The sequence below is a fragment of the Mycobacterium sp. NGS63 genome (genome assembly GCF_059812295.1).
On the sequence record NZ_JCALCJ010000001.1, the window covers coordinates 233,308 to 249,211 of the forward strand.

Here is a 15,904-nt window from a genome sequence, read left to right on the forward strand (position 1 = left end):
TGGGCGCCCGCCTGGGGGTGACCGTCGGTCAGTGGGATTGCTTCCAGCCCGCTCCCACCTGGTCGTTGTTCACCAATATCGGATAGGCCAGCATCACGTTCGCCGAGTTGTCCATGGTGTCGTAGACGCACGCGACCCCGTCGGCGCTCGGGGTGTACCACGGCAGCGACGGTTGGGAGATGTCGGACGGCACGGCGTACGCCTGGGTGATCGTGCTGTTGGGAAACGTTGCCAACCAAGTCAATTGGTTGTTCGCCAGGGTGACCCGCTCGAAGATCCACTCGGCCTGACGGCCCGTGACGAACGTGCCGCCCAACGGTGTGACGGCGCGGCCCAGTTGTTCGGTGGTGAGGTTGATGACGTCGACGAGACCGCCGACACCGTTGTGCGCGGGCGCGTTGTTGCGGTCCACCACGGCCACCGTGCACTGGATCTGAGCATTCGGTGCGACCGGCAGGTTGTTCAGGACGACGTACGACGGCTGGTTGGGCAGCAATTCGGACCACGCCTGGTGTGTGGTGACGACGTGACCGGCGTTCTTCGAAACCGAGTGAACGGTTCCGCCCTGCAGGAGATCGACCTGGCCTTCACCGCCGTCCAGGCCGACCCAGATCGCGACGTCCGCCGACCCGTTGTCGGCGTCGTCCAGCGACACGTTCGGCACCATCCACGCGCCCTCGACCTCGTCGAACGAACGGCCGTCGACGTAGCGGAGCTCACCACCGCACCAGTTGAAGGTGTTGTCGGTTTCGACGTAGTCGGGGTGGATCATCGACGGGTCCACCTTGACACCGGTATCCGTTGGTGTGCCTCGCTTTTCGCCGATCTTGACTTTTCGGCCATGCCCGATGTCGGGGTTGGGGACATAACTCGGGGCGACGATGGTCAGCGGCCGGGACACCGCCCGACACCAGGTGCGGTACGCGGCCGGCGCCGCGTCGGGGTCCGGCCGCGACGGGTAGCCGCGCGCCATCAGCTCCGCCCGGTCGGAATCGCGGCACTCCTCCTCGCTGAGCGCGGGCAGCCGAATGTCCGCCGGCGACGACGGCCACGGCGACGCCGCCGGGCTCGGCGCGTCGTCCGTCGGGGATCCCGCGCAGCGGATGTCGATGACGTGTTCGGCCGACTTCTTGCCGCTCTCGGCCTCCACGGTGATCCGGCGGATCTCGCCTTCCGCCGTTGTGGTGGAGTACAAGTCGAGGCACCCGGCGGGACTGGCGATCACCGCGGCGGATCTTTCAGTGCGGTCGTCGAGGCGAATTCGGCAGACGGCATCGGGCAGGGTCCGCAACCGGATGAGCGTTTCGGTTCGGGGACTGATCGTGTAGCTGAAATGCGTGTCACCATCGGGAAATTCCGGTGGCGGTGACTGTGTGGCTGACTCGGTAGTCATGGAAGGACGATACGCCGACCAGCGACTTCGCATAAGAGCCTCCGCTCGCCAACCTAGGCCGCATGCAGATCGTCGAGTTTGATGGCGATCCGGGTTTCGATCTCGCTCAGCTCCACCCGCGGCGGCCCGGGCGCCGGTGGTGCGCCGGAGCGATAGCGGGCCCCGGTGGGCGTGACGAATTCGGCGGTGTGGCAGCCGGTTTCGTCCACTTCGGTGGTGACGCGCCAGCCGGGCGCTTCCTTGGCGTAGTTGCAGCGCTCGCACGACCCGAGCCCGTTGGCCGCGGTGGTCGGTCCGCCGCGGTGACTCGGCTCGGCGTGGTCGCGGTGGCGGATCGGGGCGTCGCAGTACGGCGTGCGACAGCGCTGATCGCGCAGGCCGATGAACGTCGCCAGGCCCTTCGGGAAGCAACGCGCCCGCGATTCCATGGTCAGCAGCGCCGCCGAGTGGGGATGGCGGTAGAGCCGGCGCAGGGTCGCCCGCGACCGTGCATCACCGACCGCGTCGCTCACCAGGTGGCGGGCGACCGCCCCCGGAATCGGGCCATAACCGTCGACCACCGCGGCGCAGTCGTCGTCACCGAACAGCGTCCCGTCGTTCAGCGCCAGGTTGACCGCGATCGGTTCGGCCACCTCGGCGGGGCGCCCGGTGACGCGCTCGACCAAGGTGTCGGCCATGACCTGGCCGCGGCTGCGGTCGTCGAACGTGGTGTCGGCCGCGCGCTTGAGGGCCGCGTACACCGCCACGCCCTTGGCCACCGGCAACAGCGCCGTCACCCAACTCATGGTGTCGGGGGCCGGCCGAATCGTCACCGTGCGTTCGGATTCGGCCTTGGCCGCGCGGTCGACAAACGCCTGCGCGTCGAGCCGGTAGGCGATCGCCCGGGCCGCCGCCGCGATGCGCGCGTCGCCCATCCCGTCCAGCTTCGAGCCGTCGTCGCACATCTCGGCGTCCAGCGCGCGGCGATCCTCGACGTCCAGGCACGCCGACTCCCGCACGATCAGGGTTGCCCGCCACTCGGACAGCCGCCCCGCCTCCAGCGCGGCGAGGGTGTGCGGCATCTCGTGCACCAGCGCCTTCGCAAAACCGAGGTGCCGCCCGCCCCGCGCCGGCGAATCCCGTCGCGCCAGCGCGATCTCGCTGGCCACCCCGCGGCCACGCTGCGCGGACGGCACACCCGCGTCGGACTCGTTGCGGCGGCGCAGCGCCTCGAACGCCGCGGCCGCACGCGCCTGACCCGCGGCGGCCGCCGACTTGACCGCCTCCAGCTCGGCGATCCGCGCGATCAGCGCCGCCTCGTCGGCGCGCGGATCCACCGCCGCAAGCCCACCGTGTTCGAACATGTGTTCGACAGTAGCACGGCGGCCGGACGCCCGCTAGCGCCGCTGCGCGCGGACGTACCAGAAGGCCATTTCGACCGAATTCCCGTCCACCTCGCGGCGCACGGCGGCCGGTTCCAGCGACTCGATATCCCAGCCGGCGCCGGCGAGGACGTCGCGCAGCGTCTGCTCGGACACCGCCGGGCGCGGCCGTTCCTCGTCGGGGTTGGCGTCGGAGAAGCAACTGATGAGCAAGGTGGCGCCGGGCCTGGTCGCCCGGTGCGCCGCGGCGGCGTAGCTGCGCTTGCCCTCGTCGTCGAGGCAGTGGAACATGCCGCTGTCGACGATCGTGTCGAAGGCGTCGGTGTAGCCCTCGAGCTTGGTGGAGTCGGTCACGGCGAAGCGCACGTCGACCCCGGCGTCGGCGGCCCGGCGCTCGGCGGTGATCAGCGCGGTCGGCGAGATGTCCAGCCCCGTGACGCGGTAGCCCTGCCCGGCCAGGTAGATCGCGTTGTCGCCGAGCCCGCAGCCGATGTCGAGAACGTCGCCGTGTATCCACCCGCCGGTGTGCCAGGCGATGACACTCTCCTTGGGCGCCTTGGTATCCCACGGCGGAGTGGTCATCGGCGGGATCCCCGGGCCGGGGCTCTCACCGCGGTAGAGCGCGTCGAAGTCCATCCGCTGCAACCCGGACGGAAAACCGGAAGGATTAGAGCCTGTCATTTTCGCCAGGGTAGGCCGGAATGCTACGCTGCCCGGCAGTCGACATCCTTTAACGATCCGTCCGGCGAGGCGGAGAAGGAGGTCAAGTCCTTTCATGGGTGACGCCAACGGCAGGGAATTGATGTCGGCGGCCGACGTCGGCCGCACCATTTCCCGCATCGCGCACCAGATCATCGAAAAGACCGCGTTAGATGAGGCGAGCCGGTCCCGGCCCCGCGTGGTGCTGCTGGGCATCCCGACCCGCGGCGTGATCCTGGCCGAGCGCCTGGCCGCCAACATCGGCGAATTCAGCGGCGTGGACGTCGCGCGCGGCGCCCTCGACATCACCCTCTACCGTGACGACCTGATGCAGAAACCGCCGCGGCCGCTGGAGGCGACCTCGATCCCGGCCGGCGGCATCGACGACGCGCTGGTGATCCTCGTCGACGACGTGCTCTACTCCGGGCGGTCGGTGCGCTCGGCGCTGGACGCGCTGCGCGACGTCGGCCGCCCGCGGGCGGTGCAACTGGCGGTGCTGGTCGACCGCGGCCACCGCGAACTGCCGCTGCGCGCCGACTACGTCGGCAAGAACGTGCCGACCTCGCGCGGCGAAAGCGTGCACGTGCTGCTGAGCGAGCACGACGGCCGCGACGCGGTGGTGATCTCGCGATGACCCGCCACCTGCTGGCCGCCGGCGACCTGAGCCGCGACGACGCCACCGCCATCCTCGACGACGCCGACCGGTTCGCCCAGGCCCTGGTGGGCCGCGAGATCAAGAAGCTGCCGACGCTGCGCGGCCGCACCGTCGTCACCATGTTCTACGAGAACTCGACCCGCACCCGGGTGTCCTTCGAGGTGGCCGGCAAGTGGATGAGCGCCGACGTGATCAACGTCAGCGCCGCCGGATCCTCGGTGGGCAAGGGGGAGTCGCTGCGCGACACCGCGCTGACGCTGCGGGCCGCCGGCGCCGACGCGCTGGTCATCCGGCACCCGGCCTCCGGGGCGGCGCACCTGCTGGCGGAGTGGACCTGCGCCGACGGTGACGGCCCGTCGGTGATCAACGCCGGGGACGGCACCCACGAGCACCCCACCCAGGCGCTACTGGACGCCCTGACCGTCCGCCAACGGCTCGGTGACATCGAGGGCCGGCGCATCGTGATCGTCGGCGACATCCTGCACAGCCGCGTCGCCCGCTCCAACGTCCACCTGCTGGCCACGCTGGGCGCCGAGGTGGTGCTGGTCGCGCCGCCGACGCTGTTGCCGGTCGGGGTCGAGGGCTGGCCGGCCACCGTGTCCTACGACTTCGACGCCGAGCTGCCCGCCGCCGACGCGGTGCTGATGCTGCGGGTGCAGGCCGAGCGGATGAACGGCGGCTTCTTCCCGTCGGTGCGCGAGTACTCGGTGCGCTACGGACTTTCCGAGCGGCGCCAGGCCATGCTGCCCGGCCACGCCGTGGTGCTGCACCCGGGCCCGATGGTGCGGGGCATGGAGATCTCGTCGACGGTGGCGGACTCGTCGCAATCGGCCGTGCTGCAACAGGTCTCGAACGGCGTGCACGTGCGGATGGCGGTGCTGTTCCACCTGCTGGTTGGGGCGGAGGAGATAGCGGCATGAGCGTGCTGATCCGCGGTGTGCGCCCCTACGGCGAGGGCGACGGCGTCGACGTGCTGGTCGACGACGGCCAGATCGCCGAAATCGGGGCGGGGCTGGCCATCCCGGACCTCGCGAACGTCATCGACGCGACGGGCCAGGTGCTGCTGCCCGGGTTCGTCGACCTGCACACCCACCTGCGCGAGCCCGGCCGCGAGTACGCCGAGGACATCGAAACCGGCTCGGCGGCGGCGGCTTTGGGCGGGTACACGGCGGTGTTCGCGATGGCGAACACCACCCCGGTCGCCGACAGCCCGGTGGTCACCGACCACGTCTGGCATCGCGGCCAGCAGGTCGGGCTGGTCGACGTGCATCCCGTCGGGGCCGTCACCGTCGGGCTGGCCGGGGCGGAGCTCACCGAGATGGGCATGATGGCCGCCGGCGCCGCGCAGGTGCGGATGTTCTCCGACGACGGCGTGTGCGTGCACGACCCGCTGATCATGCGCCGCGCCCTCGAGTACGCGCGGGGCCTGGGGGTGCTGATCGCCCAGCACGCCGAGGAGCCGCGCCTGACCGTCGGCGCCGTCGCCCACGAGGGCCCCACCGCCGCGCGGCTCGGGCTCGCGGGCTGGCCGCGCGCGGCCGAGGAATCGATCGTGGCGCGCGACGCGCTGCTGGCCCGCGACGCGGGCGCCCGGGTGCACATCTGCCACGCCTCCACCGCGGGCACCGTCGCGATCCTGAAATGGGCCAAGGGGCAAGGCATTTCGATCACCGCCGAGGTCACCCCACACCACCTGCTGCTCGACGACAGCCGGCTGGCCAGCTACGCGGGCGTGAACCGGGTCAATCCGCCGCTGCGCGAGGACACCGACGCGATCGCGCTGCGTCAAGCGCTGGCCGACGGGGTAATCGACTGTGTGGCCACCGACCATGCCCCGCACGCCGAGCACGAGAAATGCGTCGAGTTCTCGGCGGCGCGCCCCGGCATGCTGGGGCTGCAGACGGCGCTGTCGGTGGTGGTGCAGACCATGGTGGCGCCCGGGCTGATGACGTGGCGCGACGTCGCGCGGGTGATGAGCGAGAACCCGGCCCGCATCGTCGGCCTGCCCGATCACGGCCGCCCGCTGGAGGTGGGGGAGCCGGCCAACCTGACCGTCGTGGACCCGGGCGCCACGTGGACGGTCGCGGGGTCGGACCTGGCCAGCCGGTCGGCCAACACCCCGTACGAGTCGATGACCTTGCCGGCCACCGTGACCGCGACCCTGCTGCGCGGAAAGATCACCGCGCGGGACGGGAAGAGCCCGGCATGAGTTCAGGGACGCTGGCGGGGTCGCTGATCTTCGCGGCCGTGCTGGTGGTGGTGATCGCGGTGCTGATCCAGCTGATGATGCGCGGCTGGCAGCGCCGGTCGCAGCGCCACGCCGAGCTGATCGGGGACCTGCCCGACATCCCCCAGCGGGTGGGCACGGCGAGCATCACCACCCGCGGCCACTATTGCGGGGCGATGATGGCGCCGGATTGGAGCGAGCGGGTCGCCGTCGGCGATCTGGGCTACCGCGGCAAGGCGGTGCTGACCCGCTACCCCGAGGGGGTCATGCTGGAACGCGTTCGGGCGCAACCGATCTGGATTCCGCAAGGGTCAATTAAGGCTATCCGCATGGAACGCCGGATGTCCGGCAGGGTCGGCGCGCGCATCGGCATATTGGCGATCCGCTGGCGGCTGCCGTCGGGCGCCGAGATCGATATCGGGTTTCGGGCACACCACCGCGACGAATACACCGCGTGGCTGGAGTCGCAGGAGGGAGCTGCGCATGGATAAGGCCGTACTGGTACTCGAGGACGGCCGCGTCTTCACCGGCAAGCCGTTCGGCAAGGTCGGCGAAACGCTCGGGGAGGCCGTCTTTTCCACCGGCATGTCCGGCTATCAGGAGACGCTGACCGACCCCAGCTATCACCGGCAGATCGTGGTGGCCACGGCGCCGCAGATCGGCAACACCGGCTGGAATGGTGAGGACGCCGAGAGCCGCGGCGACAAGATCTGGGTCGCCGGATACGCGGTGCGCGACCCGTCGCCGCGCGCGTCGAACTGGCGCGCCACCGGCACGCTGGAGGACGAGCTGGTGCGCCAGGGCATCGTGGGGATCTCCGGCATCGACACCCGCGCGGTGGTGCGACACCTGCGCACCCGCGGCTCGATGAAGGCCGGGGTCTTTTCGGGTGCGGCGCTGGCCGAACCGGACGAGCTGGGCGGGCGGGTGCGGGGCCAGCAGTCGATGCTGGGCGCCGACCTCGCCGGCGAGGTCAGCACCGACGGCGGCTATGTCGTGGAATCCGAAGGGCAGCAGCGGTTCACGGTGGCCGCGCTGGACCTCGGCATCAAGACCAACACCCCGCGCAACTTCGCCAGGCGCGGCATCCGCAGCCACGTGCTTCCGGCGTCGACGACGTTCGGGCAGATCGCCGAGATCAAACCCGACGGCGTGTTCCTGTCCAACGGCCCGGGCGACCCCGCCACCGCCGACCACGTCGTCGCGCTCACCCGCGAGGTGCTGGGCGCCGGAATCCCGTTGTTCGGCATCTGTTTCGGCAACCAGATCTTCGGCCGGGCGCTGGGCCTGTCCACCTACAAGATGGTCTTCGGCCACCGCGGCATCAACATCCCCGTCATCGACCACGCCACGGGCCGGGTCGCGGTGACCGCGCAGAACCACGGCTTCGCGCTGGAGGGGGAGGCGGGCCAGTCCTTCGACACGCCGTTCGGGCCGGCGATCGTCAGCCACACCTGCGCCAACGACGGGGTGGTCGAGGGCGTCAAACTCAAAGACGGGCGGGCGTTTTCGGTGCAGTACCATCCGGAGGCCGCCGCCGGCCCGCACGACGCGAACTACCTCTTCGACCAATTCGTCGACCTGATGGAGGGGCACCAATGACCGCGAGCGCGCGTGTCTGTACAGCGACACGCCGTAGATCGCGTACAAATGCGGGCGCTCGCGCCAAGGAAAGGGGCCGCTAGTGCCACGGCGGACTGATCTCAACCATGTGCTGGTGATCGGCTCTGGGCCGATCGTCATCGGCCAGGCGTGCGAGTTCGACTACTCCGGCACCCAGGCCTGCCGGGTGCTGCGCGCCGAGGGCCTGCAGGTGAGCCTGGTCAACTCCAACCCGGCCACCATCATGACCGACCCCGAGTACGCCGACCACACCTACGTCGAGCCCATCACCCCCGCCTTCGTCGAGAAGGTGATCGCCCAGCAGGCCGAGCGGGGCAACAAGATCGACGCGCTGCTGGCCACCCTGGGCGGGCAGACGGCGCTCAACACCGCGGTCGCGCTGTACGAGAACGGGGCCCTGGGGCGCCACGGCGTCGAGCTGATCGGCGCCGACTTCGACACCATCCAGCGTGGCGAGGACCGGCAGATGTTCAAGGACATCGTCGCCAAGGTCGGCGGCGAATCCGCCCGCAGCCGTGTGTGTTTCACCATGGACGAGGTCCGCGAGACGGTCGCGGAGCTGGGCCTGCCGGTGGTGGTGCGCCCCAGCTTCACCATGGGCGGGCTGGGCTCGGGCATGGCGCGCTCCGTCGAGGAGGTCGACCGGATGGCCGGCGCCGGGCTGGCCGAAAGCCCCAGCGCCAACGTGCTCATCGAGGAATCGATCTACGGCTGGAAGGAATTCGAGCTCGAGCTGATGCGCGACGGCAACGACAACGTGGTCGTGGTCTGCTCGATCGAGAACTTCGACCCGATGGGCGTGCACACGGGCGACTCGGTCACCGTCGCGCCGGCGATGACGCTGACCGACCGCGAATACCAGCGGATGCGCGACCTGGGCATCGCGATCCTGCGCGAGGTCGGCGTCGACACCGGGGGCTGCAACATCCAGTTCGCGATCAACCCGGACGACGGCCGGCTGATCGTCATCGAGATGAACCCCCGCGTGTCGCGGTCCAGCGCCCTGGCGTCCAAGGCCACCGGCTTCCCGATCGCCAAGATCGCCGCCAAGCTGGCCATCGGCTACACCCTCGACGAGATCGTCAACGACATCACCAAGGAGACGCCCGCCTGCTTCGAGCCCACGCTGGACTACGTCGTGGTCAAGGCGCCGCGGTTCGCGTTCGAGAAATTCCCCGGCGCCGACCCCACCCTGACCACCACCATGAAGTCCGTCGGCGAGGCAATGTCGTTGGGCCGCAACTTCGTCGAGGCGCTCGGCAAGGTGATGCGGTCCCTGGAGACGGACCGCGCCGGGTTCTGGACCAAGCCGGATCCGCAGGGTGGCGCCCGGGAGGCGTTGACCCGGTTGCGGACGCCGACCGAGGGCCGGCTCTACGACATCGAGCTGGCGCTGCGGCTGGGCGCCTCGGTGGAAGAGGTGGCGCGGGCCTCGGGCGTCGACCCGTGGTTCGTCGCGCAGATCGGCGGTCTGGTCGAGCTGCGCGCCGAGCTGGTCGCCGCCCCGGTGCTCGACGCGGATTTGCTGCGGCAGGCCAAACACAGCGGGCTCTCGGACCGCCAAATCGCCGCGCTGCGCCCGGAATTGGCCGGCGAGCAGGGCGTGCGCTCGCTGCGCGAGCGCCTCGGCATCCACCCGGTGTACAAGACGGTGGACACCTGCGCGGCGGAGTTCGAGGCCAAGACGCCGTATCACTACAGCAGCTACGAGCTGGACCCCGCCGCCGAAACCGAGGTGGCCCCGCAGGCCGACAAACCCAAGGTCCTGATCCTCGGCTCGGGGCCCAACCGCATCGGCCAGGGCATCGAGTTCGACTACAGCTGCGTGCACGCGGCAACCACGTTGAGCCAGGCCGGTTTCGAGACCGTCATGGTCAACTGCAACCCGGAGACGGTGTCCACCGACTACGACACCGCCGACCGGCTCTACTTCGAGCCGCTGACGTTCGAGGACGTCCTCGAGGTTTTCCACGCCGAAACGCAGTCGGGCAGCGGCGGTCCGGGCGTGGTGGGCGTCATCGTGCAGCTGGGCGGGCAGACCCCGCTCGGGCTGGCGCAGCGGCTCTTCGACGCCGGGGTCCCGATCGTGGGCACCCCGCCGGAGGCCATCGACCTGGCCGAGGACCGCGGCGCCTTCGGTGACGTGCTGGCGAGTGCCGGGCTGCCCGCGCCGAAGTACGGCACCGCAACGACTTTCGCCCAGGCCCGCCGGATCGCCGAGGAGATCGGCTACCCGGTGCTGGTGCGCCCGTCCTACGTGCTGGGCGGTCGCGGCATGGAGATCGTCTACGACGAGGAGACGCTCGAGGGCTACATCACCCGCGCCACCGCGCTGTCGCCCGAACACCCGGTGCTCGTCGACCGCTTCCTCGAGGACGCCGTCGAGATCGACGTCGACGCGCTGTGCGACGGGGCCGAGGTGTACATCGGCGGCATCATGGAGCACATCGAGGAGGCCGGCATCCACTCCGGCGACTCGGCCTGCGCGCTGCCCCCGGTCACGCTGGGCCGCAGCGACATCGAGAAGGTGCGCCGCGCCACCGAGGCCATCGCCCACGGCATCGGCGTGGTCGGGTTGCTCAACGTGCAGTACGCGCTGAAGGACGACGTGCTCTACGTCCTGGAGGCCAACCCGCGGGCGAGCCGCACGGTGCCGTTCGTGTCCAAGGCCACCGCGATCCCGCTCGCCAAGGCGTGTGCCCGAATCATGCTGGGCGCCACCATCGCCCAGCTGCGCGACGAGGGCATGCTGGCCGCCTCCGGGGACGGCGCCCACGCGCCGCCGCACGCGCCCATCGCGGTCAAGGAGGCCGTGCTGCCGTTCCACCGGTTCCGCCGCGCCGACGGCGAGGGCATCGACTCGCTGCTGGGCCCGGAGATGAAGTCGACCGGCGAGGTGATGGGCATCGACCGCGACTTCGGCAGCGCCTTCGCCAAGAGCCAGACCGCCGCCTACGGGTCGCTGCCGGCCCGCGGAACGATCTTCGTGTCGGTGGCCAACCGGGACAAGCGGTCCCTGGTCTTCCCGGTCAAGCGCCTGGCCGACTTGGGATTTCGCGTCCTGGCCACCGAAGGGACCGCGGAGATGTTGCGGCGCAACGGGATTCCCTGTGACGAGGTGCGCAAGCATTTCGAGCCGCCGCAGCCGGGCCGCCCGGAGATGTCGGCCGTCGACGCGATCCGGGCCGGCGACGTCAACATGGTGATCAACACGCCCTACGGCAATTCGGGCCCGCGCATCGACGGCTACGAAATCCGCTCGGTGGCCGTGTCGGTCAACATCCCCTGCGTCACGACCGTGCAGGGCGCGTCGGCGGCGGTGCAGGGCATCGAGGCGGGCATCCGCGGCGACATCGGCGTGCGGTCGCTGCAGGAGCTGCACAGCGCGATGGGCGCGCAGTGACCGGATTCGGCGCCCGGCTGGCCGCGGCGAAGCTGGCCCGCGGCCCGCTGTGCCTGGGCATCGACCCGCACCCCGAGCTGCTGCGGGCCTGGGACCTGCCCACCACCCCCGACGGGCTGGCCGCGTTCTGCGACACCTGCATCGAGGCGTTCTCCGGCTTCGCCGTCGTCAAGCCCCAGGTGGCGTTCTTCGAGGCGTACGGCGCCGCCGGATACGCGGTGCTGGAACGCACCATCGCCGCGCTGCGCTCGGCGGGGGTGCTGGTGCTGGCCGACGCCAAGCGCGGGGACATCGGGTCGACGATGGCGGCCTACGCGGCGGCCTGGGCGGGCGATTCGCCGCTGGCCGCCGACGCGGTGACCGCCTCGCCGTATCTGGGGTTCGGCTCGCTGCGGCCGCTGCTGGAGGCCGCGGCGGCCCACGACCGGGGGGTGTTCGTGCTGGCGGCCACCTCCAACCCGGAGGGCGGCACCGTGCAGCGGGCGGCCTTCGACGGCCGGACGGTGTCGCAGCTGATCGTCGACCAGGCCGCGGTGGTCAACCGCTCCGCCACCCCGTCCGAGCCCGGCTACGTCGGCGTGGTGCTCGGTGCGACGGTGTTCGAGGCGCCCGACGTCAGCGAGCTGGGCGGGCCGGTGCTGGTGCCCGGTGTCGGGGTGCAGGGCGGCCGGCCCGAGGCGCTGGCCGGCCTGGGCGGGGCCGCGCCGGGCCAGCTGCTGCCCGCGGTTGCTCGCGAGGTGCTGCGCGCCGGGCCCGACGTGTCGGACCTGCGCGCAGCCGCCGAACGGATGCTGGACGCCGTCGCGTACCTGTCCGCGCTGTAGGCCTGGGCGTCGGGTGTGAATCCTGGGCTTCGACAGTGAATCGTGGGCGGGGAGATCGCCCCGGCTGCCGCCCTGGGTTCACACTGAAAGCCCTGGGCTCACATTCGAACGCTGGGCAAAGCCTCAGTCCGACGAGATGGCCGTCCCGGGCCGCGCGGTTTCGACGATGACGGTGGTGGCCTTGACGACGGCCACGGCGACGCTGCCGGGCGCGAGGTTCAGCTCCTGGGCCGCTGCGGTGCTCATCAGCGAGACCACGGTGTGGGGGCCGCACTGCATCTCGACCTGGGTCATCACCTTGTCGCTGACGACCTTGGTGACCAGCCCGACGAACCGGTTGCGGGCCGAGCTGCCGATGCTCAGCGGGTCCGGCGGGGGAGCGGGCGCGTTGGTCCGCGAAAACTCCGCCAAGTCCTCGCTGGCGATGACCTTGCGGCCGGCCGCGTCGTTGCTGACCGACAACGTGCCTTGGTTGATCCATCGCCGGACGGTGTCGTCACTGACTCCCAGCAGCTCAGCCGCCTGACGGATGCGCAGGTTCGGCACCGTTCGATGGTAACGGAAGCGCCGCCGACCTGGCGGTTGATCCTCCGAACGCGACACGCGCGACACGCAACGAAAAAATCCGTGATCCCCGGCACCCCTGCCGAGGGCCATCGGGGCCCGTACGCCCGCGCCCGCGGGGCGGCGCTCACCGCCCCCGCCACTTCCCGCCGAGGAGCGCAAACCCGCAGGTAGAAGGCGAATCCTGGGACGCCGAGGTGCCCGCCCAGCGACCGAAACCGCGCCCGAGCGACCCCGTTTCGGCGCCGCGCCGCGGGCCCGGCGCGGGGCCGGTCGGACGGGCCCACGCTGGACATTTGCGGAATTAACCAGGGGGCCGGGTTAGATTTCGTCAGGAAGCGTGAGTACGGTCATCTCCGCTGGCTGAAGTACCCGGCAGAGACAAAAGGAGATCGACTTCGGTCGATTGACAGATACGGAGGAATCGTGGCCCTTCCCCAGTTGACCGACGAGCAGCGGGCGGCCGCTTTGGAGAAGGCGGCTGCCGCACGTCGTGCGCGAGCAGAGCTCAAAGACCGCCTGAAGCGGGGCGGCACCAACCTGACCCAGGTGCTCAAGGACGCCGAGACCAACGAAGTCCTGGGCAAGATGAAGGTGTCTGCGCTGCTGGAGGCGTTGCCGAAGGTGGGCAAGGTCAAGGCGCAGGAGATCATGACCGAGCTGGAAATCGCCCCCACCCGCCGCCTGCGCGGCCTGGGCGACCGGCAGCGCAAGGCCCTGCTGGAAAAGTTCGGCTCCTAACCGCACCGGCGGCGATGCAGGCCGAACGGCCTGTGGGGGCACCGACCCGGGAGCGTCGATGAGCGCGAGCGGGGGGCCGGACGTCGTGCAGGGGGCACGCCCCGAGCCAACGGGCAAGGGGCGCGTGGTCGTGCTGTCCGGTCCCTCCGCGGTCGGCAAGTCGTCGGTGGTCCGCTGTCTGCGGGAGCGGATTCCCCACCTGCAGTTCAGCGTCTCGGCGACGACCCGCGCTCCGCGCCCGGGCGAGGTCGACGGCGTCGACTACCACTTCGTCAGCCCCGACCGGTTCCAGCAGCTGATCGACGACGGCGCCCTGCTGGAGTGGGCCGAGATCCACGGCGGGCTGCACCGCTCGGGCACGCTGGCCGAGCCGGTGCGGGCCGCCGCCGCGTCCGGGTTGCCGGTGCTCATCGAGGTCGACCTGGCCGGCGCCAGGGCGGTCAAGAAGGCGATGCCGGAGGTGCTCACGGTGTTCCTGGCCCCGCCCAGCTGGGCGGACCTGGAGGCCAGGCTGGTCGGCCGCGGCACCGAGACCCCCGAGGCGATGCGGCGCCGCCTGGACACCGCCCGCACCGAAATGGCGGCGCAGGACGACTTCGACGAGGTCGTGGTCAACAGTCGATTGGAGTCTGCGTGCGCCGAATTGGTATCCTTGCTGGTGGAAACTGCGCCGGGCCCGGCATGAACCGCTAGACAGACTGCATCCGAGCGCAAACCCCTTCAATCCGCCAGGAGACTGACCTACGTGAGCATTTCCCCGTCCGACGCGTCGCTGACCGCCGTGGACCAGTTCGACCCGTCGGTAGGCGGGCAGGGCGCCTACGACACCCCCCTCGGCATCACCAACCCGCCCATCGACGAGCTGCTGGACCGCGTGTCCAGCAAGTACGCCCTGGTGATCTACGCGGCCAAGCGGGCCCGCCAGATCAACGACTACTACAACCAGCTCGGCGAGGGCATCCTCGAATACGTCGGGCCGCTGGTCGAGCCCGGGCTGCAGGAGAAGCCGCTGTCGATCGCGTTGCGCGAGATCCACGGCGACCTGCTGGAACACACCGAGGGCGAGTAACAGACAGGCCGGGCGCGGTGGATCGCAAACGGATAGTCGTCGGCGTCTCCGGCGGCATCGCCGCCTACAAGGCGTGCACGGTCGTTCGCCAGCTCGCCGAGGCCGGCCACGACGTCCGCGTCATCCCCACCGAATCCGCGCTGCGGTTCGTGGGCGCGGCCACCTTCGAGGCGCTGTCCGGCCAGCCGGTGCGCACCGGCGTCTTCGACGACGTCCCCGAGGTGCCGCACGTCCACCTCGGCAAGCAGGCCGACCTGGTCGTGGTGGCGCCGGCCACCGCCGACCTGCTGGCCCGCGCGGTGCACGGCCGCGCCGACGACCTGCTGACCGCCACGCTGCTGACCGCGCGATGTCCGGTGCTGTTCGCGCCGGCGATGCACACCGAGATGTGGTTGCACCCGGCCACCGTCGACAACGTGGCCACGCTGCGGCGCCGCGGTGCGGTGGTGCTCGAACCCGCGCACGGGCGGCTCACCGGCACCGACAGCGGCGCGGGCCGGCTGCCCGAGGCCGAGGAGATCACCACCCTGGTGCACCTGCTGCTCGAGCGCCACGACGCGCTGCCCTACGACCTGTCCGGCTACCGGGTGCTGGTCACCGCCGGCGGCACCCGCGAACCGATCGACCCGGTGCGCTTCATCGGCAACCGCAGCTCCGGCAAGCAGGGCTACGCGGTGGCGCGCGTCGCCGCCCAGCGCGGCGCCGAGGTCACGCTGATCGCCGGGCACACCGCCGGCCTGATCGACCCCGCCGGCGTCAACGTGGTGCACGTCAGCTCGGCCCAGCAGCTCGGCGAGGCGGTGTCCAAGCACGCCCCCGAGGCCGACGTGCTGGTGATGGCCGCCGCGGTCGCCGACTTCCGGCCCGCGCAGGTCGCCACCGCCAAGATCAAGAAGGGCCCCGATCCCCAGGCCGAGCTGCCGACGATCGAGCTGGCCCGCAACGACGACGTGCTGGCCGGGGCCGTGCGGGCCCGGGCGCACGGGCAGCTGCCCAACATGCGCGCCATCGTGGGCTTTGCCGCCGAGACCGGCGACGCCAACGGCGATGTGCTGTTCCACGCCCGGGCCAAGCTGCGGCGCAAGGGCTGCGACCTGCTGGTGGTCAACGCCGTCGGCGACAACAGGGCGTTCGAGGTGGACAGCAACGACGGCTGGCTGCTGGCCTCCGACGGCACCGAGTCGGCGCTGCCACACGGTTCCAAGACGCTGATGGCCAGTCGTATCGTGGACGCAATCGTCGCGTTCCTGCACGGCGACAGCGGGTAGCAGGGTTTACTTCGCAGCGGCGCCCGGACGGGCGCCGGCTGACGCCGGACGATATAATTCGACTACCTAACTATTGG

15 protein-coding genes are annotated in these 15,904 nt (G+C 70.7%); 11 read left to right on the forward strand and 4 right to left on the reverse strand.

The window, feature by feature from the left end:
* Nucleotides 1-28: 28 nt before the first annotated feature.
* The 3 genes from AC5Y4Z_RS01220 to AC5Y4Z_RS01230 are packed head-to-tail and all read right to left on the reverse strand — an operon-like array spanning nt 29 to nt 3,399.
* Entirely contained in the window at nt 29-1,393 is a 1,365-nt protein-coding gene (locus AC5Y4Z_RS01220) for a G1 family glutamic endopeptidase (RefSeq protein ID WP_499960407.1), read from the reverse strand.
* A gap of 53 nt (nt 1,394-1,446) precedes the next feature.
* Entirely contained in the window at nt 1,447-2,736 is a 1,290-nt protein-coding gene (locus AC5Y4Z_RS01225; protein ID WP_499960408.1) for an HNH endonuclease, read from the reverse strand.
* A 33-nt stretch (nt 2,737-2,769) separates the two neighbouring features.
* Nucleotides 2,770-3,399, reverse strand: a complete 630-nt coding sequence (locus tag AC5Y4Z_RS01230) for a class I SAM-dependent methyltransferase (RefSeq protein ID WP_499960909.1) — start codon at nt 3,397-3,399, stop codon at nt 2,770-2,772.
* Between the two features lie 130 nt (nt 3,400-3,529).
* Here AC5Y4Z_RS01230 and pyrR point away from each other — a divergent pair, with 130 nt between their 5' ends.
* The 7 genes from pyrR (at nt 3,530) to pyrF (ending at nt 12,185) form a co-directional block, all read left to right on the forward strand.
* Entirely contained in the window at nt 3,530-4,087 is a 558-nt protein-coding gene (pyrR, locus tag AC5Y4Z_RS01235; protein WP_499960409.1) for a bifunctional pyr operon transcriptional regulator/uracil phosphoribosyltransferase PyrR, read from the forward strand.
* On the forward strand, nt 4,084-5,028 hold the full coding sequence (locus AC5Y4Z_RS01240; RefSeq protein WP_499960410.1) for an aspartate carbamoyltransferase catalytic subunit: 945 nt from the start codon (nt 4,084-4,086) through the stop codon (nt 5,026-5,028). Before pyrR ends, AC5Y4Z_RS01240 begins: the two co-directional genes overlap by 4 nt.
* Nucleotides 5,025-6,317 carry a dihydroorotase gene (locus AC5Y4Z_RS01245; protein WP_499960411.1) on the forward strand — a complete coding sequence of 431 codons (1,293 nt, stop codon included), beginning with the start codon at nt 5,025-5,027 and terminating at the stop codon, nt 6,315-6,317. The genes AC5Y4Z_RS01240 and AC5Y4Z_RS01245 overlap by 4 nt, the downstream gene beginning before the upstream one ends.
* Nucleotides 6,314-6,826 carry a PH-like domain-containing protein gene (locus tag AC5Y4Z_RS01250; RefSeq protein ID WP_499960412.1) on the forward strand — a complete coding sequence of 171 codons (513 nt, stop codon included), beginning with the start codon at nt 6,314-6,316 and terminating at the stop codon, nt 6,824-6,826. Before AC5Y4Z_RS01245 ends, AC5Y4Z_RS01250 begins: the two co-directional genes overlap by 4 nt.
* Nucleotides 6,819-7,937 (forward strand): glutamine-hydrolyzing carbamoyl-phosphate synthase small subunit, encoded by a 1,119-nt coding sequence (gene carA / locus AC5Y4Z_RS01255; RefSeq protein ID WP_499960413.1) that lies wholly within the window; start codon nt 6,819-6,821, stop codon nt 7,935-7,937. Before AC5Y4Z_RS01250 ends, carA begins: the two co-directional genes overlap by 8 nt.
* 82 nt (nt 7,938-8,019) lie before the next feature.
* A complete protein-coding gene (gene carB / locus AC5Y4Z_RS01260) occupies nt 8,020-11,361 on the forward strand; it encodes a carbamoyl-phosphate synthase large subunit (RefSeq protein ID WP_499960414.1) in 3,342 nt (1,113 codons plus the stop codon).
* Nucleotides 11,358-12,185 carry an orotidine-5'-phosphate decarboxylase gene (gene pyrF, locus AC5Y4Z_RS01265; RefSeq protein WP_499960415.1) on the forward strand — a complete coding sequence of 276 codons (828 nt, stop codon included), beginning with the start codon at nt 11,358-11,360 and terminating at the stop codon, nt 12,183-12,185. Before carB ends, pyrF begins: the two co-directional genes overlap by 4 nt.
* 123 nt (nt 12,186-12,308) lie before the next feature.
* Here pyrF and AC5Y4Z_RS01270 read toward each other — a convergent pair whose 3' ends face one another.
* Nucleotides 12,309-12,731 (reverse strand): TOBE domain-containing protein, encoded by a 423-nt coding sequence (locus tag AC5Y4Z_RS01270; protein WP_499960416.1) that lies wholly within the window; start codon nt 12,729-12,731, stop codon nt 12,309-12,311.
* Between the two features lie 444 nt (nt 12,732-13,175).
* Between AC5Y4Z_RS01270 and mihF the strand changes: the two genes are divergently transcribed.
* The 4 genes from mihF to coaBC are packed head-to-tail and all read left to right on the forward strand — an operon-like array spanning nt 13,176 to nt 15,827.
* The gene (gene mihF / locus AC5Y4Z_RS01275) at nt 13,176-13,490 is read left to right on the forward strand and encodes an integration host factor, actinobacterial type (protein ID WP_046185993.1); all 315 of its coding nucleotides are present in this window, start codon (nt 13,176-13,178) and stop codon (nt 13,488-13,490) included.
* Between the two features lie 58 nt (nt 13,491-13,548).
* Nucleotides 13,549-14,175, forward strand: a complete 627-nt coding sequence (gene gmk, locus AC5Y4Z_RS01280) for a guanylate kinase (RefSeq protein ID WP_499960417.1) — start codon at nt 13,549-13,551, stop codon at nt 14,173-14,175.
* A gap of 60 nt (nt 14,176-14,235) precedes the next feature.
* On the forward strand, nt 14,236-14,559 hold the full coding sequence (gene rpoZ, locus AC5Y4Z_RS01285; protein WP_499960418.1) for a DNA-directed RNA polymerase subunit omega: 324 nt from the start codon (nt 14,236-14,238) through the stop codon (nt 14,557-14,559).
* A gap of 17 nt (nt 14,560-14,576) precedes the next feature.
* Complete coding sequence (coaBC, locus tag AC5Y4Z_RS01290; protein ID WP_499960419.1) at nt 14,577-15,827, forward strand: bifunctional phosphopantothenoylcysteine decarboxylase/phosphopantothenate--cysteine ligase CoaBC; 1,251 nt, start codon at nt 14,577-14,579, stop codon at nt 15,825-15,827.
* Nucleotides 15,828-15,904 lie beyond the last annotated feature (77 nt).